Origin of the sequence: Salmonella sp. SAL04213 (assembly GCF_046550535.1) — a bacterium.
In the GTDB taxonomy this organism is placed as follows: Bacteria; Pseudomonadota; Gammaproteobacteria; order Enterobacterales; family Enterobacteriaceae; genus Salmonella; species Salmonella enterica.
Window position 1 is genome coordinate 779,945 of the sequence record NZ_JBGDXS010000001.1, and the last position, 17,095, is coordinate 797,039.

General features: G+C 50.5%; 15 protein-coding genes. 2 read left to right on the forward strand and 13 right to left on the reverse strand.

Features of this window, described 5'->3' with window-relative positions:
- Position 1 precedes the first annotated feature (1 nt).
- The 9 genes from ACLJPQ_RS03835 to allA form a co-directional block, all read right to left on the reverse strand.
- Positions 2-1,300, reverse strand: coding sequence for a uracil/xanthine transporter (locus ACLJPQ_RS03835; RefSeq protein ID WP_000484505.1), 1,299 nt, complete (start codon positions 1,298-1,300; stop codon positions 2-4).
- Positions 1,301-1,358: 58 nt separating this feature from the next.
- Entirely contained in the window at positions 1,359-2,720 is a 1,362-nt protein-coding gene (gene allB, locus ACLJPQ_RS03840; protein ID WP_000006865.1) for an allantoinase AllB, read from the reverse strand.
- A 78-nt stretch (positions 2,721-2,798) separates the two neighbouring features.
- The gene (locus tag ACLJPQ_RS03845; RefSeq protein ID WP_000401059.1) at positions 2,799-4,253 is read right to left on the reverse strand and encodes an allantoin transporter; all 1,455 of its coding nucleotides are present in this window, start codon (positions 4,251-4,253) and stop codon (positions 2,799-2,801) included.
- 95 nt (positions 4,254-4,348) lie between these two features.
- Entirely contained in the window at positions 4,349-5,596 is a 1,248-nt protein-coding gene (locus tag ACLJPQ_RS03850; RefSeq protein ID WP_000005070.1) for an MFS transporter, read from the reverse strand.
- A gap of 65 nt (positions 5,597-5,661) precedes the next feature.
- On the reverse strand, positions 5,662-6,540 hold the full coding sequence (gene glxR / locus ACLJPQ_RS03855) for a 2-hydroxy-3-oxopropionate reductase (RefSeq protein WP_080184595.1): 879 nt from the start codon (positions 6,538-6,540) through the stop codon (positions 5,662-5,664).
- A gap of 100 nt (positions 6,541-6,640) precedes the next feature.
- Positions 6,641-7,417: a hydroxypyruvate isomerase Gip gene (gene gip, locus ACLJPQ_RS03860; RefSeq protein WP_000943591.1), complete on the reverse strand. Its 777-nt coding sequence runs from the start codon at positions 7,415-7,417 to the stop codon at positions 6,641-6,643.
- Between the two features lie 12 nt (positions 7,418-7,429).
- On the reverse strand, positions 7,430-9,211 hold the full coding sequence (gcl, locus tag ACLJPQ_RS03865) for a glyoxylate carboligase (protein WP_001096865.1): 1,782 nt from the start codon (positions 9,209-9,211) through the stop codon (positions 7,430-7,432).
- An 84-nt stretch (positions 9,212-9,295) separates the two neighbouring features.
- Positions 9,296-10,114, reverse strand: coding sequence for an HTH-type transcriptional repressor AllR (allR, locus tag ACLJPQ_RS03870; protein ID WP_000141265.1), 819 nt, complete (start codon positions 10,112-10,114; stop codon positions 9,296-9,298).
- A gap of 78 nt (positions 10,115-10,192) precedes the next feature.
- Complete coding sequence (gene allA / locus ACLJPQ_RS03875; RefSeq protein ID WP_000764659.1) at positions 10,193-10,675, reverse strand: ureidoglycolate lyase; 483 nt, start codon at positions 10,673-10,675, stop codon at positions 10,193-10,195.
- 226 nt (positions 10,676-10,901) lie between these two features.
- Between allA and allS the strand changes: the two genes are divergently transcribed.
- Together allS and mnmH are read left to right on the forward strand one after the other, a co-directional pair.
- Entirely contained in the window at positions 10,902-11,828 is a 927-nt protein-coding gene (allS, locus tag ACLJPQ_RS03880) for an HTH-type transcriptional activator AllS (RefSeq protein ID WP_000460169.1), read from the forward strand.
- 69 nt (positions 11,829-11,897) lie between these two features.
- A complete protein-coding gene (mnmH, locus tag ACLJPQ_RS03885; protein WP_080184596.1) occupies positions 11,898-12,992 on the forward strand; it encodes a tRNA 2-selenouridine(34) synthase MnmH in 1,095 nt (364 codons plus the stop codon).
- A 38-nt stretch (positions 12,993-13,030) separates the two neighbouring features.
- On the opposite strand, the gene ACLJPQ_RS03890 is transcribed toward mnmH, so the two are convergent.
- The 4 genes from ACLJPQ_RS03890 to ACLJPQ_RS03905 form a co-directional block, all read right to left on the reverse strand.
- Positions 13,031-13,690 (reverse strand): methionine ABC transporter permease, encoded by a 660-nt coding sequence (locus tag ACLJPQ_RS03890; protein WP_000342247.1) that lies wholly within the window; start codon positions 13,688-13,690, stop codon positions 13,031-13,033.
- The gene (gene sfbB, locus ACLJPQ_RS03895) at positions 13,683-14,699 is read right to left on the reverse strand and encodes a virulence-associated ABC transporter ATP-binding protein SfbB (protein ID WP_000569660.1); all 1,017 of its coding nucleotides are present in this window, start codon (positions 14,697-14,699) and stop codon (positions 13,683-13,685) included. Before sfbB ends, ACLJPQ_RS03890 begins: the two co-directional genes overlap by 8 nt.
- A 36-nt stretch (positions 14,700-14,735) precedes the next feature.
- Positions 14,736-15,566, reverse strand: a complete 831-nt coding sequence (locus tag ACLJPQ_RS03900; RefSeq protein ID WP_000524317.1) for a MetQ/NlpA family ABC transporter substrate-binding protein — start codon at positions 15,564-15,566, stop codon at positions 14,736-14,738.
- A 256-nt stretch (positions 15,567-15,822) separates the two neighbouring features.
- A complete protein-coding gene (locus tag ACLJPQ_RS03905; protein WP_000152862.1) occupies positions 15,823-16,956 on the reverse strand; it encodes a porin in 1,134 nt (377 codons plus the stop codon).
- Positions 16,957-17,095: the final 139 nt, after the last annotated feature.

Below are 17,095 nucleotides of genomic sequence, written 5' to 3' on the forward strand. Positions count from 1 at the left end.
GTTATTTAATGCGTTCCCACGGAATAAGATTTTCCATAAGCACTGCCAGTAAGATTCCCACCAGTAATCCGTTACTAAGCAGAGGACGAATCATCAGTGGAAGATCCTGTAAATAGACCGGAGGAAGCCCCATCAAAAAAATGCCGACAAAAAGCGGTAATGCCAGGCGATAAATATTCCGCGCGGTAAACGTAATTTGCTGGCTAAAAACCAAACCGGAATAAAGTAAAGGTAAATAAGAGACCAGCATAACGGCGCTGCTGATCGCCAGTGGAATAGCGCAAAATAAGCGGGTTAACGGCGTTATAATGGCAACCAGCAGACACAGCGCGCTACCGCAGATAAAGGATTTGCGAGAACTGTCGCCGGTTTGCGTTAATAAACCAATGGAAGACACAAAAGGCGAAAAAGGCACGACCGCAAAAGGCACCGTCACTAACGTCATCAGTCCGGAAATCATAAAGCTTCGGCGATAACGAGAACTGCCCGACCCTTGATGCAGATAAAAGATATCGGTACCGCGGATGGCGCCGTAAGTGTTGCTGATGTTGACTAACCCCGTCATCACCGCCGTCACAATAATACCCGGCATCAGCGTGCCGTGGCTGCCCAGCGGAAACCATCGCCAGCTTAATTCACCCGGCGGTAAGTGTGATGAAGGAAAACATAACCGCCATAGCCCCCACCCGACCACGGTCCCTACCAGTAACGCGTAACGGGAGATACGCTGTTGCAGGAAAATAATCATCGCGAGGATAAAACACATCACCGCGACCGCCAACCCAAAGGGGGCCAATTTGATTCTGGCGCTGGTATCGGCAATGCCAAAAGGCAGCCCCAGCATGCCTTTAAAAAATATTGAGGTCAGCTGCGCGCCCAAAAGCAGCATGAAAAAAACCATTACCGCCGGCGTAAACAGGCGAGCCAGACGGTGTCCTAACCCGCTAATGCCGATAAATATCGTCACCATCGCGGAGATCGCGATCCCGACCGACAGGCTGGAGGCGATATCGTTCAACGGCGTGCCGCGAGACGCCTCGCCAAGCGTAATCGTAAGAATAGCGCCCCACCACAACCCTGTCGGCCCTTCCATAATGGCGCGGCGATGGCCGCAAAATGCCTGAACCAGGCAGGCCAACGCGGTGGTCAAAAAAGCGTATTGTGTGAGCATTAACAGGTTATCAGCGGGAAGATGAAAAGCGGACAGCAAGGTAGGGGGAACCACAACCGTGTTACAGAAAATAAAGAAAAACCACTGAAAGCCGGACAATACACTTTCGCGGTTAATAACAGGGAACATATCCACACCTTAAAATAGAGAATGCCCGTCGTGACGACGGGCATTAAATCACACCGGATTACTGCTGATGTTTAAGGATAAACTGACCTTTTGGCGGCACAGGGAAGCCATGCTCGATGTCATAAATAACATCGCCGCGCAAAATCGTTTTGGTAATACGCGCGCCAATAGTACGGCCAACATACGGACTGACTTTATGGCGATATTCCAGATCTTCATTTTTCAGAACATAGCTGCTGTCAGGCTGAATAAAGACCAGGTCAGCATCTTTGCCGGGGGCAATACGTCCTTTATGTTTCAGACCAAAAATATCGGCGGCGTTGGTCGCCATTAATTTGCCAAACATCGGCAACGACATACCGCGTTTTTGCACCGCTTCATCAAACATGACGTCCATGCAGTTTTGCAGTCCGGCAATTCCGCCCCATGCTTGCATGATATTGCCTGCTTTCATTTCCGGAGGGCATGGAGAGTGGTCGGATACCAGGCAGTCGATTTCGCCGTTAAACAGTTTTTCCCACATCCCTTTCTGGTTTTCCTGGTCGCGAATTGGCGGAGAACATTTTGCCAGGGTGCCAATCTCTTCGAACTGATCAGTATCGAGGACAAAATAGTGCGGGCATGATTCACAGGTGACATCCTGACCTTCCTGACGCGCGCGCGTTACTTCCTCTACCCCCTCCGGGCTGCTGATATGGCAAACGTGCAGACGGCAACCTGCCGCTTTCGCCAGATACAGCACGCGACGAATGGCTTCCACTTCAGTAAATACCGGACGTGAGGCGACATAATCATGCGCCGTTACGCGTCCTTCGCGTTTAGCTTCCTCGCCCAGCTCATCGCAAATCAGAGCATTTTCGCAATGTACCAGTACCGTCTGGTCCATTTCCCCCAGTTTTTGCGCGCCTTTGTAAAACTGCCAGTCATTAACGTCGCGAAAATCATTATCGATGCCACGATCGCCGCAGGTGGCGACAAAGCACTTGAAGCCGACAACGCCCACTTCGTCCAGCTCATGCAGCCGATCCAGGTTATAAGAAACCAAACCGCCCAACTGCGCGGCGTCGATGGTCAATTTACCTTTTGCCGCGTCAAACTTGAGTTCAATCGTCTCACGATCGACCGTCGCCGGCAGCTGATTGAGCGGCATCTCAATCATCGTGGTAATACCGCCTTTCGCCGCCGCGCGGGTACCGGTTTCATAGCCTTCCCAGTGGGTACGGCCCGGTTCAGAAATGTGGGTATGCGCGTCAACCATGCCCGGCGAAACGATCAATCCCGTCGCATCCAGCACATTTTTCGCTTCCCCCAGGTTCTCGCCAATCGCGGCGATTTTTCCGCCCTGGACGGCGATATCGATAACTCTCGCTTCGTTTTCTAAGATGACAGTACCGTTCTTAATAATTAAATCAAAAGACATAACAAACTCCTTGTATGGATACAGATAGTTTTTAAATAGCGCACACTTCATTAAATACGCTTAATGCTTTTTCAATATTTAACCTGCGAGTTTTTTCTCTCCTGTATTTTCAAAACCCGTGCGTTTCTTCAATAGCGCATAAGCAACGAACGCAACTATTACGCCTACAAACCAGGACACGCGGGATAAAGGCTCCAAAAATGGTATAAACTTGCCGCCTAATGACAGAATAACTGCGACCAGGGTGACTGAAAATGCAGTCAGGTTAAATCCATTATCATAATATTTGTAATCACCGCTGGCGGTGTACAGCTCATCAAGATTAATTTTTCCACGCATTACCACAAAATAATGAGCTAACATTACGCCGATTACCGGGCCAAGCATACCGCCGATAATATCGAGGAACAGATAAATACTGTCCTGATTCTCCATTAATTTCCATGGGCAAATCAGTAGACTGATAATACTGGCAATCATTACGCCATTTTTATAGTTAAGCTTTGTCGGGGCAAGCGCCGCAATTTGATACCCCGCAGGTATAATATTACCGGTGGCGTTGGTTGAAATTGTCGTCATCAGAATCACCAGCACCGCAAAGAATGAAGCAAACAGGCTGTCCCAGCGCTGCACAATATCCAGCACGTTCCAGGTATCCATACCATAATGAATACTGGCTCCGGCAATAATGCACACGCTGGCTACGGCGAATAATATATACGCTACGATAAGCCCCAGCGTTTGTCCCAATGCCTGAGCGCGAAATGAATGCGCGTTTTGCGTGAAATCGGACGCGCTTACCGCTGGCGCAGCCCAGACGGCGACTACGGCGTTAATCACCACCAGGAACAGAAAGCCGCTGTGCTCTGCTTTTTGCACGCCTGAAGGCAGATAGTCCAGAATCGGGCCAATGCCGACCAGCGATATTGCCCAAATAGCCATGCCGCCAAAGACAATGTAAATACATGGATTGAGGATAGCGGTAAATTTATTTAATACTTTACCACCGCCAAAACCGATGCCAACGTTAATAATCCAAAAAATTAGAAAAGTAATTAGTCCTGGCAGTGAAAGACCCAGCAGCTTGAAATCTCCGCCTAATGTCAGAAATCCTGGCCAGATCTTCCCAATCAAAATAAGAAATGCCAGCGATCCCGCGTAACACTGCAAGCCGAACCACATAATTGCCGCGATTCCCCCTCGTAATAATCCAGGGAATAGCGCGCCGCGGACGCCGTAAGAACCTCGCAATATCATAGCAAAAGGAACGCCATATTTGCTGCCTGCCGCGCCATTCATTACCATCGCTGCCGCAATAAATAATGCGCTGATAATAATGGCCAACATGATATTAAATGTTGATAGCCCCAGTATAAAAAAACCGCCGACCATAACGTAATTTGGCACGTTATGTACAGATCCCATCCATAAGGTGAAATAGTTAAATGCTTTCCAGTTTCGTTGGGTTTCTGTTTTAGGTAATAAGTCTTCGCTATAACCGCGCTGCTGGTATAGCTCTCTTTGATGTTCCATAAATCCCTCTGTTCACGCATCGGATAACGTTGTTATGGGTTTAGCTATGAGGAACAAATAAATATAAAATAAAGAATTAGTAGATATAATTATTTTTAAGCTGAAGCAATACGTTGCGTTGCTTTCTTTTTATATAAAGTGACGACAGCAAAGATCAGCGTTCCGGTGACCACTAAACATGCTGAAATCACAAAACTGATCTCCTTCGACCCCGTTACATCCGAAATAAATCCGGTCAACGTTGGGGCGACAACCGCCGAGCTCATGCCAAAGAAATTAAAAAGGCTGAAAGCTCTTCCCAGACTTTTTGCCGAAGCCTGTTCAGATACAAAGGAGATCAGGATCGGGTCTACTGCCATTTTCCCCAGCAAGCCGTATAGCGTCAGGCTGACCATCAGCATCGTGGTATTCGGGGACAAAACCGTAAACGCCAACATTGCTGCCGCCACAATTTCCAGACCGAGAATAACCTTAACTTTACTGTTACGGAATTTATCTGACAGATGGCTAAAAAATAACGCCCCCGGTACGCCAACCACCGCCACCAGCGCTGATGCCAGCCCGATAGCTCCGCCATCAAATCCTCTTTCAGTCTGTAGATAAGAGGGCAGCCAGGTCACTATCAAATAGTAACCGTAGCAGGTACAGAAATAGAGGAAGTAAACGCTACACAATAAACCAGAGAATAAAGGTGCGCGTTTCTCATCTTCCGTAACGGTTTGGGTTTGCTTTTCCGCTTGCGCAGAGTCGCTTTTGGCTTTACCGCGAATGATCAGCGTAAAGACGCACAGCATGATTACTAATATCGCGGCCACGATATACAGTACATTTTGCCAGGCCATGCTCATGTTTTTTACTAATACGCTGGAACCGATTAAGCCAATCCCCATCCCTATAGCCGACCCGCTGTTGATAATCGCGTTGGCTAATGCCCGACGGGCCTGCGGCACGTTTGCCGAAGAGAGTGAATAAGCCGAGCTAAAGAAAGAAGCGCATCCGCCACCTGCCATTAGCGACCCTATATAGATCATGGTCAGGCCATTGGCTTTCGCGATACAGAGTGTACCAATAATAAAAAGCGTAAATCCGGCCATCAGCATGATTTTTTGACCGAATTTATCGACCAATATTCCGCAAGGGATTTGCATACTGCAGTAAGCAAAAAAGTAAAAACTTGCAATGGCGCCTATTTCAGCATTACTTACATTGTCTAAAGATGCCTGAATTTCTGGATAAATTGGCGTAAGCACGGTGCGATAGATCCAAATCGCTACCCAGCCCAGACTCATTACGACAACAATTTGTTTCCAGTAATCAATTCCGGATTTTTTAGTTTCACTCATGTTCTTCACCTTTACAGAGTGTTCCTTGTGAACAGGTATCGCTGCAGCCGCAGCGATACACATAATTAGGACAATTTATGATTGGCCATTAATTCCAGCGCCTGTACCATTGCCGAATGATCAAGCTGGCTCCCGCCATTTGCCGCACAGGTATTGAATAATTCCTGGCAGGTCGCCGTATTCGGTAAATTCAGCGCCAGCGCTTTTGCGCTTTGCAATGCAAGATTAAGGTCTTTCTGATGAAGCGCGATTTTGAAACCAGGCTCGAACGTCCGGTTGATCATCCGCTCGCCGTGAACTTCCAGAATGCGTGAAGAGGCGAACCCGCCCATTAACGCCTGGCGCACGCGTACCGGATCGGCACCTACTTTTGAAGCAAACACTAAGGCTTCAGAAACCGCTTCAATATTCAGCGCAACAATAATTTGGTTAGCCACCTTACAGGTTTGCCCATCCCCATTGCCGCCCACCAGGGTGATATTTTTTCCCAGGATGTCAAAGAGCGGTTTAACGCGGTCAAAGACTTTCTGCTCGCCGCCAACCATAATCGACAGAGTGCCTTCACGCGCCCCGATTTCTCCCCCGGAAACCGGGGCATCCAGGTAATCAGCGCCCATTTCATTAACGCGCTGGGCAAAACGTTTGGTTTCGATAGGAGAAATAGAACTCATATCGACGATGGTTTTTCCCTGAAGCGATGTTTTAGCGCAACCGTGTTCGCCAAATAACACGTCTTCAACCTGCGGCGTATCCGGCACCATTATGAAGATGATGTCTGCAAATTCAGTTACCTGACGTGCAGTCTCAACATTTACCGCCCCCAGCGAGAGCAGTTCGTCCGCGACCGGACCAATAGTCGTAACGTGTAATTGATGACCGGCGCGTGCCAAATTGATAGCCATTGGCGAGCCCATAATTCCCAGGCCAATAAATCCCAGTTTCATATACAACCTCTTTTATTGCTTTCGGTGTTTCCAGATTCAGGCAACACAATCCCCTTCCAACACAGTGGAAAAAAAAGCGCTGCCCGAATTATTCTGCGTTTTAACGGTACTGATTAATCCACGATAATCCCGCTTCCGTGGTAGTCAGTGGTTTATATTCACAGCCAACCCAGCCATCATAACCAGACTGTTTAATGACATTAAAAATAAAGTCATAATTAATTTCCCCGGTCCCCGGCTCGCCGCGACGCGGGTTATCAGCAATCTGTAAATGGCCTATTTTATCGGCCCATGCCGTCATGGTTTGCGTTAATTCCCCTTCCATGCGTTGCATGTGATAAATATCATACTGAATTTTGATATTATCGCTGCCGATATCCTTAATTAAGGCTAACGCCTGTTGAGTGCCGGTGAGATGGAATCCCGGCATATCAAAGTGATTAATAGGTTCGATAAGTAATAAAATATCTTCTTTCGCCAGCATATTTGCCGCATAGCGCAGGTTTTCGACCAACGTGTCGTGGATCTCCGTTGCGGAGAATCCTGACGGCGTTTTACCCACCAGACAATTTATTTTCTTATTGCCTAACGCACGTGCATAGCGGATTGCGGCCGCTACGCCATCGCGAAACTCTTCTTCGCGCCCAGGAATACAGGCAATTCCACGTTCGCCAGCCGCCCAGTCGCCAGCCGGTAAATTATGTAACGTATGTTCCAGATTATTATCCCTGAGCTTACGTTTTAACACTTCGATGTCGTTATCGTAGGGAAACATGAATTCCACGCCGCGAAATCCCGACAACGCCGCTTTATCAAAGCGTTCCAGGAAATCATATTCCGTAAACAGCATAGAAAGATTGGCAGAGAAACGTAACATCGATTACCTCCCTTACTCATATTTCATAAAACAGGTTTCTGTTGGCGCATCTTTCGCACTATCCGCAACCTCTTCAAACTCGGTTACGTTATCCAGTTCGCTGCCCATGGAAATATTGGTTACGCGTTCCAGAATGACTTCCACCACCACCGGAACGCGATATTGCGCCATTAGCGCTTTGGCTTGTTCAAATGCAGGCGCAATATCTTCCGGTTTAAAGACACGAATTGCTTTACAGCCTAACCCTTCCGCCACTTTTACATGGTCAACGCCATAGCCATTCACTTCGCTGGAGTTGATATTTTCAAAGGCGAGCTGTACGCAGTAGTCCATGTCAAATGCGCGTTGCGACTGGCGAATCAGACCAAGATAAGCGTTGTTAACCAGCACATGGATATACGGAATGTTAAACTGCGCGCCGACGGCTAACTCTTCAATCAGGAACTGGAAGTCGAAATCGCCGGAAATCGCCACCACATTGCGTTGCGGATCGGCAGCACATACCCCTAATGCCGCCGGGATTGTCCAGCCAAGAGGCCCCGCCTGGCCGCAGTTGATCCAGTGTCTGTCTTTAAACACATGCAGCATCTGCGCTGCCGCGATTTGCGACAATCCAATGGTGGTGACATAGCACACATCGCGACCAAAGGCTTTGTTCATCTCTTCATAGACGCGCTGCGGCTTCACTGGCACGTTGTCAAAGTGGGTTTTACGCAGCAAAGTCCGTTTACGCTGCTGGCATTCGTCCACCCAGGTCTTCCGGCATGGCAAACGCCCCGCTTTTTGCATCTCCTGCGCGACATCGATCAGCAACGTTAGCGCCGCTTTGGCGTCAGAAACGATGCCCAGATCCGGGCACAACACGCGGCCAATTTGCGTCGGTTCAATATCGATATGGATGATTTTTCGACCCTGAGTATATTTCTCAACGGACCCCGTATGACGGTTGGCGAAACGGTTACCGATGCCAAAAACCATATCGGATGCCAGCAGAGTGGCGTTGCCGTAGCGGTGCGCCGTTTGCAGGCCGACCATCCCCGCCATTAAGGGGTGATCGTCCGGGATACAGCCCCAGCCCATCAGGGTAGGGATCACCGGTACGTTGGTCAGTTCGGCAAACTGCTGCAGCAGTGGCGCGGCGTCGGCGTTAATAACCCCGCCGCCCGCGACAATTACCGGACGCTCGGACTGAATCAGCATCTCCAGCGCCTTTTCAATCTGTACGCGGCTGGCGGCTGGCTTATATACCGGCAGCGGCTCATACATATCCGGATCGAATTCGATCTCCGCAACCTGGACATCAAACGGTAAATCAACCAGCACAGGACCTGGGCGGCCTGAGCGCATCAGATGAAAAGCCTGTTGTAATACGCGCGGCACCAGCGCCGCCTCACGAACCGTCACTGCCATCTTGCTGACTGGTTTTGCAATCGCTTCAATATCGACTGCCTGGAAATCTTCCTTGTGCAGACGCGCTCGTGGCGCCTGACCGGTAATGCATAAAATCGGGATAGAGTCGGCAGAAGCGGAATAGAGCGCGGTGATCATGTCGGTTCCCGCCGGGCCGGAAGTGCCCAGGCAGACCCCAATATTACCTGCCGCCGCACGTGTGTAGCCCTCAGCCATATGCGAAGCGCCTTCCACATGACGCGCCAGTATATGGCGAATGCCTCCATGCTTACGCATTGCAGAATAGAAGGGGTTGATTGCAGCCCCAGGAACGCCGAATGCTGTGGTGATACCTTCTTTTTCCAGCACATACATTGCCGCATCCACGGCTCTCATTTTTGCCATTTTATTGCTACCTCTTTTTATTGGAAAAAGTTTCCAACTTTTAAAAATTTTAAAAAAGTCCCGCTCCAGCGAGCGGGATGCGGCTCAGGCTACAGGGGGTTTTAGCCCAAGCGCCGTACTGATGTCTTTCGCGGTATCCCGTACCAGTTCCCCCTGGCTGATAAAGCGATCTTCCGTCAGCCGGGAAGCCGGTCCCGATATTGAGATAGCGGCGACCACGCTGCCCGCATCGTCATAGATAGCGGAGGCGATACAATTCAGCCCGACAACATGTTCTTCCTGGTCGACGGTGTAGCCCTGTTCACGCGCCTGCTCCAGATTTTTAAGCAGGATAGGTAAATCCACCAGAGTGGTCGGCGTAAACCGCCGCAAACCGGTATTGACGACGATCCCCACCAGCTCTTCTTCGGTGAGCGGGTAAAGCAGCGCTTTTCCGGCGCCGGAAGCATGTAACGGCAGACGACTCCCTAAGGGCGCGCACATTCTGACCATCGATTTGCACTCCTTTTGACCGATTAACACCGCTTCATTACCGTTGCGAATCGCTACGTTGACCGTCTCGCCAGAAAGCAGCATAAGTCGGTGCATAAAGGGTCCGGCCACCGAGAGGACATCGCGATTATGAATATACGCAGAGCCCACATTAAATACGCCTAAACCAATATGCCACCAGCCAAGCTGGCTATCCTGGTACACAAAATCAGCCGCTTGCAGTACCTTTAACAGGCGAAACGTCGTAGAAAGCGGTAAATCCAGGCTGCCGGAAATATCGCTAACTGATGAACTGCCGCCGCTTCTTTCGAGATATTGCAATATCGCTATGCCCCTCTCCAGCGCCTGAGCGCCTTTCTGCGCAGTCGGCTCTGCCTGTCCTGGCCTGCCGCGTCGTCTTACTTCCGTCATATTTACGTTAACTCCGGCCCAAAATATGAGCATAAACAATGAACAATATGTTCATCTTATGCAAGAAGGCCAATAGCGTCACGCAAAACAGAGTTCATGTGTCGGGATACTTTCAACATCACAGTTATCGCTGCCGCCGCGATCCACCGTCAGAAAATCGGTAACCGTCTGCCACGCAAACAGCGGGTGATGCCATACATTACGGTGATAATTGACGCCCTGCCGTCCATTGCTAATAAACGCCCGCAGCGTGGAGAGATCGGGTTTATCATCGCCGAGCGCGACAATAACGACAAAAGCCTCGCCGTTCATCGGCACAAACGCCTGCGTACCTAAAGGATGACGTTCCAGTTCATGTACCACAATAGGCATCGCGGCCGGTTGCGCCCTGTTAATACTGATCAGCGTGCGATCCTGCTCCAGAACTTCAACCTTCGCCAGGTCGTGATATCGCTCAACTAACCCGTTGTTTATATGAAAAAAGTCACGTTCCTGCGTCTCAATAACATCTCCATAAGCGCTGAACGTCTTCTGATCTAACGGTAATACCTCAAGTTTCATTATTTTTCCCTTGTAGCTCGATTCCGTTTAACCGCGGTTTGGACTCTATCCGGTTTCAATACCATGCAATCTAAAACCTTCGGGATTTAACATCAACATAAAAGTTGGAATATTTTTCCAAAAGTAGATTTAGACCACAAATCAAACATGGCTATTATGTAAAACTACTTAAAAATCATAGGAAAACAATTCTGGTTTTATCAGGATCGTAAGGAGGCGTCTGACGATGTTTGACCCGGAAACACTGCGTACCTTTATCAGCGTTGCCGAAACGGGGAGTTTCTCCAAAGCGGCGGAGCGCCTGTGTAAAACCACGGCAACCATTAGCTACCGCATCAAACTGCTGGAGGAAAATACCGGCGTAGGGCTGTTCTTTCGCACAACGCGAAGCGTCTCGTTGACGGCGGCGGGCTCTCACCTTCTCTCTCAGGCAAAAGACTGGCTTGCGTGGCTGGATAGCATGCCTGACGAGCTACGCCAGGTTAACGACGGCGTAGAGCGTCAGGTCAATATTGTGGTGAATAACCTGCTCTATAGCCCGCAAGCGGTCGCCAGTCTCTTATCGTGGCTTAATGCGCGTTACCCTTTCACTCAGTTTCACTTTTCCCGGCAAATTTATATGGGCGTCTGGGATTCGCTCCTGTATGAAGGTTTTTCGCTGGCAATTGGCGTAACTGGCACCGAGCCGTTGGCTAATACCTTTATGCTCGACCCTTTAGGTTCCGTACAATGGCGTTTTGTGATGTCCGCGGATCATCCTTTAGCTCACGTCAGCGGGCCTCTAACAGAAGCGCAGCTGCGCCGTTTCCCGGCAATTAATATCGAAGACAGCGCGCGTACGCTGACCAAGCGGGTAGCCTGGCGCCTTCCGGGGCAGAAGGAAATTATCGTGCCTGATATGGAAACCAAAATCGCCGCTCATCTGGCAGGCGTCGGTATCGGTTTTGTCCCGCAGCCGCTTTGTCAAACGCTGATCGACAAAAACGAACTGGTGAGCTGTACCATTCCGACGATGCGTCCGCCCTCACCGTTAAGCCTCGCCTGGCATAAATTTGGCGGAGGCAAAGCGGTAGAAGACATTGTGAAATTATTTACCCAACGACAGCCCGAAATAGCCGGTTTTTTATCCATTTTCAACACGGTACGCTGTTAAAAATCAAGCCACTTTGCGAATTGGCGCGTAAAATAGCGCAAAGGATGATTTAAGGTTACGTTTTACGTTATGCAAGACAGACAAAAAGCACAGGACTATCGCGCGCTCCTCCTTGCCGATACGCCTTTAATTGATGTACGCGCGCCGATTGAGTTTGAACAGGGCGCCATGCCGGGCACCATCAACCTGCCATTGATGATGGACGACGAGCGAGCCGCCGTCGGCACCTGCTACAAACGTCAGGGCGCGGATGCGGCGTTAGCGTTGGGGCATCGGCTGGTTTGCGGCGACATTCGCCAGCAGCGGCTTGAGGCCTGGAAAGCCGCGTATCAACGTTTCCCCAACGGGTATCTGTGCTGCGCGCGCGGCGGTCAGCGGTCACATATCGTACAACGTTGGCTGCAAGAAACAGGGATTGACTGCCCGCTTATTGAAGGCGGCTATAAAGCGCTGCGCCAGACAGCAATTCAGGCGACCTGGCAACTGGCGCAAAAACCGATACTTTTAATTGGCGGCTGTACGGGCAGCGGCAAAACGCAACTGGTGCGACAACAGCCCAACGGCGTGGATCTGGAAGGTCTCGCGCGTCATCGCGGCTCCTCTTTTGGCCGCACGCTGAACCCCCAGCTCAGCCAGGCCAGTTTTGAAAACAAACTTGCCGTTGAATTGCTGAAAATTAACGCGCGTCAGACGCTAAAAAGGTGGATACTGGAAGATGAAGGGCGAACGATCGGCGCCAACCATCTGCCTGAGTGTTTACGCGAAAGAATGGCGCAGGCCCCCATTGCGGTAGTGGAAGATCCGTTTGCGCTTCGTCTGGAACGACTGCGTGAAGAGTATTTCATCCGTATGCATCACGACTTCACCCACGCCTACGGCGATGAAGCCGGTTGGCAGGCGTATAGTGAATATCTTCATCATGGACTGTTCGCTATTCGCCGCCGTCTGGGGTTGCAACGCTTTGCCGAACTGACGGACACGCTGGATAGGGCGCTGGCGGAGCAATTATCCAGCGGCAGCACCGACGGCCATATGGCATGGCTGGTTCCGCTACTTAACGAATATTACGACCCAATGTATCGCTATCAACTGGAGAAAAAAGCCGCGAATATCGTTTTTCGCGGCCCATGGCAAGACGTTGCCAACTGGCTAAAAGCGCAATAGCTTACTTTTATTGCCGGCTGACGCTACATTGAGCCGGCTTAGTGTCTGTCGCGCTTGTCGGCACGTTTTGCCAGCCAGTCGCCCAGCATCTGAACGACCTGAACCAGCACAATCAGCGCCACCACGGTAACAACCATCACTTCGGTTTCGTAACGGTAGTAGCCATAGCGAATCGCCAGGTCGCCTACCCCGCCGCCGCCGACAATCCCGGCCATCGCCGAGTAGCCGATTAAGCTTACCAATGTAATCGTCAGGCCGCGCAGCAGCCCTGCGCTGGCTTCCGGCAACAGTACGGTACAGATAATACGCATCGGACTAGCGCCGAATGCCAGCGCCGCCTCAATAATCCCTTTATCGACTTCACGGAGCGCGCTATCTACCAGGCGTGCATAAAACGCGATGGCGGCCACCGACAGCGGGACGGAGGCTGCAATCGGGCCAATGGTATTGCCCAGCAAAAGCTGCGTTAGCGGCAGTAACAGCACCAGTAAAATAACAAATGGCACCGAGCGGATAATATTCACCAGAACCGAGGCGACGAGATAAATAAAACGGTTCTGCCAGAACAGATGACGATCGGTGACAAAAATCAGAAAACCGAGCGGTAGACCGCCAAGAATCGCCAGCACCGTTGAAATACTCAACATCTGGAAAGTTTCATTGAACGCCAGCGTTAAATCCGGCAATAAATCATCCACGGATCACCTCCACCTGTGCGGTACGTTGACGGATATGCTCCACGGCGGCGGCCACCGCCGTTGGATTATGCGGCGCGGTTAATTGCACCACCAGAATGCCCAACGCGCGTTCGCCGATATACTCAATCTTGCCATGCAGGATATTGACCGCGACGCCAAACTTGATCGCCACCTCTGACAGTACCGGCTGCTCCGCCGAATCGCCGATAAACAAAATTTTCAGCAACTGCCCGGGCAGGTGTTCCCGTAAACGTTCCGGCAGGGTCAAATTAAGGGTATGAGACACCAGTTGCTGTGTGAAAGCGTGTTGCGGGTGGGCAAACACATCAAACACCTCGCCCGACTCCACAACCTTACCGCCCGACATTACCGCCACGCGATCGCAAATAGATTTGATCACGTTCATTTCATGGGTGATCAGCACAATAGTAATCCCGAGCTGTGCATTGATCTGTCTGAGCAGGGCCAGAATCGTGGCGGAAGTTTCCAGATCCAAAGCGGAAGTCGGTTCATCACACAGCAACACATCCGGATGGTTAGCGATGGCGCGGGCTATCCCCACCCGCTGTTTTTGCCCGCCGCTGAGCTGTACCGGGAAACGATTCGCTTTATCGGCAAGGCCCACCAGCGTTAAAATTTCCGCCACCCGTGGCGCGATTTTGCTGCGTTCCCAGCCAGCCGCTTTCAGGCTAAACGCCACGTTTTGCGCCACTGTCCGGGTATGCATTAAGTTAAAATGCTGGAAAATCATACCAATACGCTGCCGCGCCTGGCGTAACGCTTTTCCGTCCAGCGCCGAAATTTCCACGCCGTTGACGTTGACGCGCCCCTGGCTGGGACGCGTTAAGGCGTTCAGGGTACGCAGCAGAGTGCTTTTTCCTGCGCCGCTGGTACCGACAATGCCAAAAATCTCGCCCGCGGCGATATGCAGGCTCACATCATCCACCGCGCGCGTGGGGGTACCGCGACCGGCGGTAAAATCGACGCAGACTTTTTCTATTTCAATCATATTCACCTCAGAAATTGGGGATGGCTACCGCTGCGATCAGGGGGTCGCGGTCATCCATTCCGGTTTCTGGAAGGCGCTATAAATATTCTTTGGATCGTCGATGACCGCGCGATAAGCCGGCGATTTCACCGCCTCGACAATATCTTTGGCAAACGGCTTATCGGCATCTTCACTGCGTACCGCAATGATATTTTTCAGATTCTCATCCAGGTGTTCCTGCTTAATCGCGCTGGAGAGATCGAGTCCTGCCGCCACCGCAAAGTTCCCGTTAACCAGCGCGCCGGTCACGCCATCCAGCGTGCGCGGTAGCTGTGCGGCTTCCAGCGGTTTGAAAACCAGTCCTTTTGGATTGCTGGCGATATCTCGTTCAGAGGCTTTGGTCGGATCGATATTGTCCTTAATCGTGATAAGCCCCAACGATTGCAGGAAGCGAAGGCCGCGCGCCAGGTTAGTCGGATCGTTGGAGAGGGTAATAATGTCCCCTTTTTTAAGCGCATCCAGACTGTTGATTTTACGTGAATAGAAGCCCATCCCGGCGGTCGGTACCACAATAAGTTTGCTGAGCTTCAGCCCTTTGTCAGCGGTGAATTTGTCAAAATAGAGGGTATGTTGAAAGAGGTTGGCGTCGATGCTGCCGTTAGCTAACGCCATATTGGGCTGGACATAGTCGCTAAACTCGCGCACCACGACCTTATACCCTTTTTCTTTTAATGTCGGCGCAATCGCCTGCTTCACCATGTCGCCATACGGCCCTGGCGCGACGCCAAATACGATCGTTTGCGGGGAACTATCGGCATGGGCAAACTGTAATCCGCAGGCCAGTAATAGCGTGCTGGCCGCAATGCGTAAACTCTGACGCAATCCCATAATTTCTCCATTTTAAATAGTGTGATGCTGTGCCGGATGCCGTTCATGCGGCATCGTCTGTTTTGGCCCAAACGAAAGGCTATTTCTTAACATGACACAGATCACAGCCTGCTGTCCTTGAAATTATTTCATGATGTTTCCTGGTGTGTCGTTAAATGTACGAGGCAGGCGCTCAGGCGTGTGTCAGGCGGGAATGGCGTAAAGGGAAATGCCGGATAAGAGGTCTTAACGCCAACATCCGGCACAGGAAAACGCTTTAGAAATCGTAACGCAGACGCACCAGGTTCATATCGCCCAGATTGTCAGTGCTGGAGGTGAAAACATGTTCATAATCAACGCGGAAACCATAATCCAGTTGGAAGGTGATCCCCACGCCGTTATCGGTGCGCAGATAGTCGCGGCCATTCACATATTCAATGCGGTCGCCCATAAAGTACGGTTGAATAGCTTTCACGGCATACTGACCAATCGGGAAAGCGTAACCGACAAAATATTCCAGACCCCACGCATCGCCGGCAAAGTAATCATTCACAGACACTTTTTTGGTCGTCATAAAGTTCTGATACCAACCGCCGCCTGCGGCGATAGTCCAGTTTTCCGGCGTCCAGCTTAACGCGGTACCGACAATATTTTGATCGTAAGTTTTATTGCCGTTGCCGCGCATCTCCGCACGGGTATAGTTCCATGCCGTCCCCCAGGTCAGATCGTCGGTGAGATGGTAATCCGCGCCTAAAGAACCGCCGCCTTTACGTTTGTAATTCAGACCGTTATTGGCATTATAATCGTCGCTGAACAGATAAGACGCGTAGAGATCGACATTGCCAATGCTTTTCTTATACTTCAATGACTTACGCGTACGGTAAGAACCATCGTAGTCGCCGTTAATCCCGTTGCCCGGCGCCTGACCTATCATGTCGTAATCCCAGATATCGGTTTTTACGCCCACCACATCGTAATAAATGCTGTTCTGTTGACCGAAGGTCAGCGTTCCCCACGTCGCGCTCTTGAAGCCGGTATACAGCATACGGCGAGTGGTATCAGTCGCGCCCTTCGCATAATGGTTATCCCAGTCAAATACCGCAGGGATATTGACGCCCAGCTCGTAATAGCTAATCCAACTGATATCATCAAACAGATAATAATCCGCGGCGAAGCGGAAACGCGTCCCGCCATCAAAACCATTACGTTTATAACCGTTCGCGCCGTCATTGCCGGTCATATTCTGGAACTGCGGACGAATACTCCCGCCGACGGTGAAATTGAGTCGGCTGAGTGGATTACCCGCCTGGGGATCTTGTTTTAAAACGGTGATTTCCGCCTGAGTGGCGAAAGGCATGAAAGCCATTGCCGCGCCGATCGATGCCGCCAACGCTGTTATTTTAATTGTCATTATATTTTCCTTGATAGATAGCCAATCCAAATCATTTAGCAGGAAAATAATAACTGTTATAAAACCTTACGTGTTGTGTATTTTTTAATGATTTGTGCTACTAAAAATCAAGGAGTTATCAATTTGTGCGACTAAAAAA

Bases quoted from the DNA above. Each gene is read 5' to 3' on its own strand.
- gcl (WP_001096865.1), bottom strand. From the start codon at position 9,211: ATGGCAAAAATGAGAGCCGTGGATGCGGCAATGTATGTGCTGGAAAAA.
- ACLJPQ_RS03835 (WP_000484505.1), bottom strand. From the start codon at position 1,300: ATGTTCCCTGTTATTAACCGCGAAAGTGTATTGTCCGGCTTTCAGTGG.
- allA (WP_000764659.1), bottom strand. From the start codon at position 10,675: ATGAAACTTGAGGTATTACCGTTAGATCAGAAGACGTTCAGCGCTTAT.
- ACLJPQ_RS03900 (WP_000524317.1), bottom strand. From the start codon at position 15,566: ATGGGATTGCGTCAGAGTTTACGCATTGCGGCCAGCACGCTATTACTG.
- gip (WP_000943591.1), bottom strand. From the start codon at position 7,417: ATGTTACGTTTCTCTGCCAATCTTTCTATGCTGTTTACGGAATATGAT.
- glxR (WP_080184595.1), bottom strand. From the start codon at position 6,540: ATGAAACTGGGATTTATTGGCCTGGGAATTATGGGCTCGCCAATGGCT.
- mnmH (WP_080184596.1), top strand. From the start codon at position 11,898: ATGCAAGACAGACAAAAAGCACAGGACTATCGCGCGCTCCTCCTTGCC.
- allS (WP_000460169.1), top strand. From the start codon at position 10,902: ATGTTTGACCCGGAAACACTGCGTACCTTTATCAGCGTTGCCGAAACG.
- ACLJPQ_RS03850 (WP_000005070.1), bottom strand. From the start codon at position 5,596: ATGAGTGAAACTAAAAAATCCGGAATTGATTACTGGAAACAAATTGTT.
- allR (WP_000141265.1), bottom strand. From the start codon at position 10,114: ATGACGGAAGTAAGACGACGCGGCAGGCCAGGACAGGCAGAGCCGACT.
- ACLJPQ_RS03845 (WP_000401059.1), bottom strand. From the start codon at position 4,253: ATGGAACATCAAAGAGAGCTATACCAGCAGCGCGGTTATAGCGAAGAC.
- sfbB (WP_000569660.1), bottom strand. From the start codon at position 14,699: ATGATTGAAATAGAAAAAGTCTGCGTCGATTTTACCGCCGGTCGCGGT.
- allB (WP_000006865.1), bottom strand. From the start codon at position 2,720: ATGTCTTTTGATTTAATTATTAAGAACGGTACTGTCATCTTAGAAAAC.
- ACLJPQ_RS03905 (WP_000152862.1), bottom strand. From the start codon at position 16,956: ATGACAATTAAAATAACAGCGTTGGCGGCATCGATCGGCGCGGCAATG.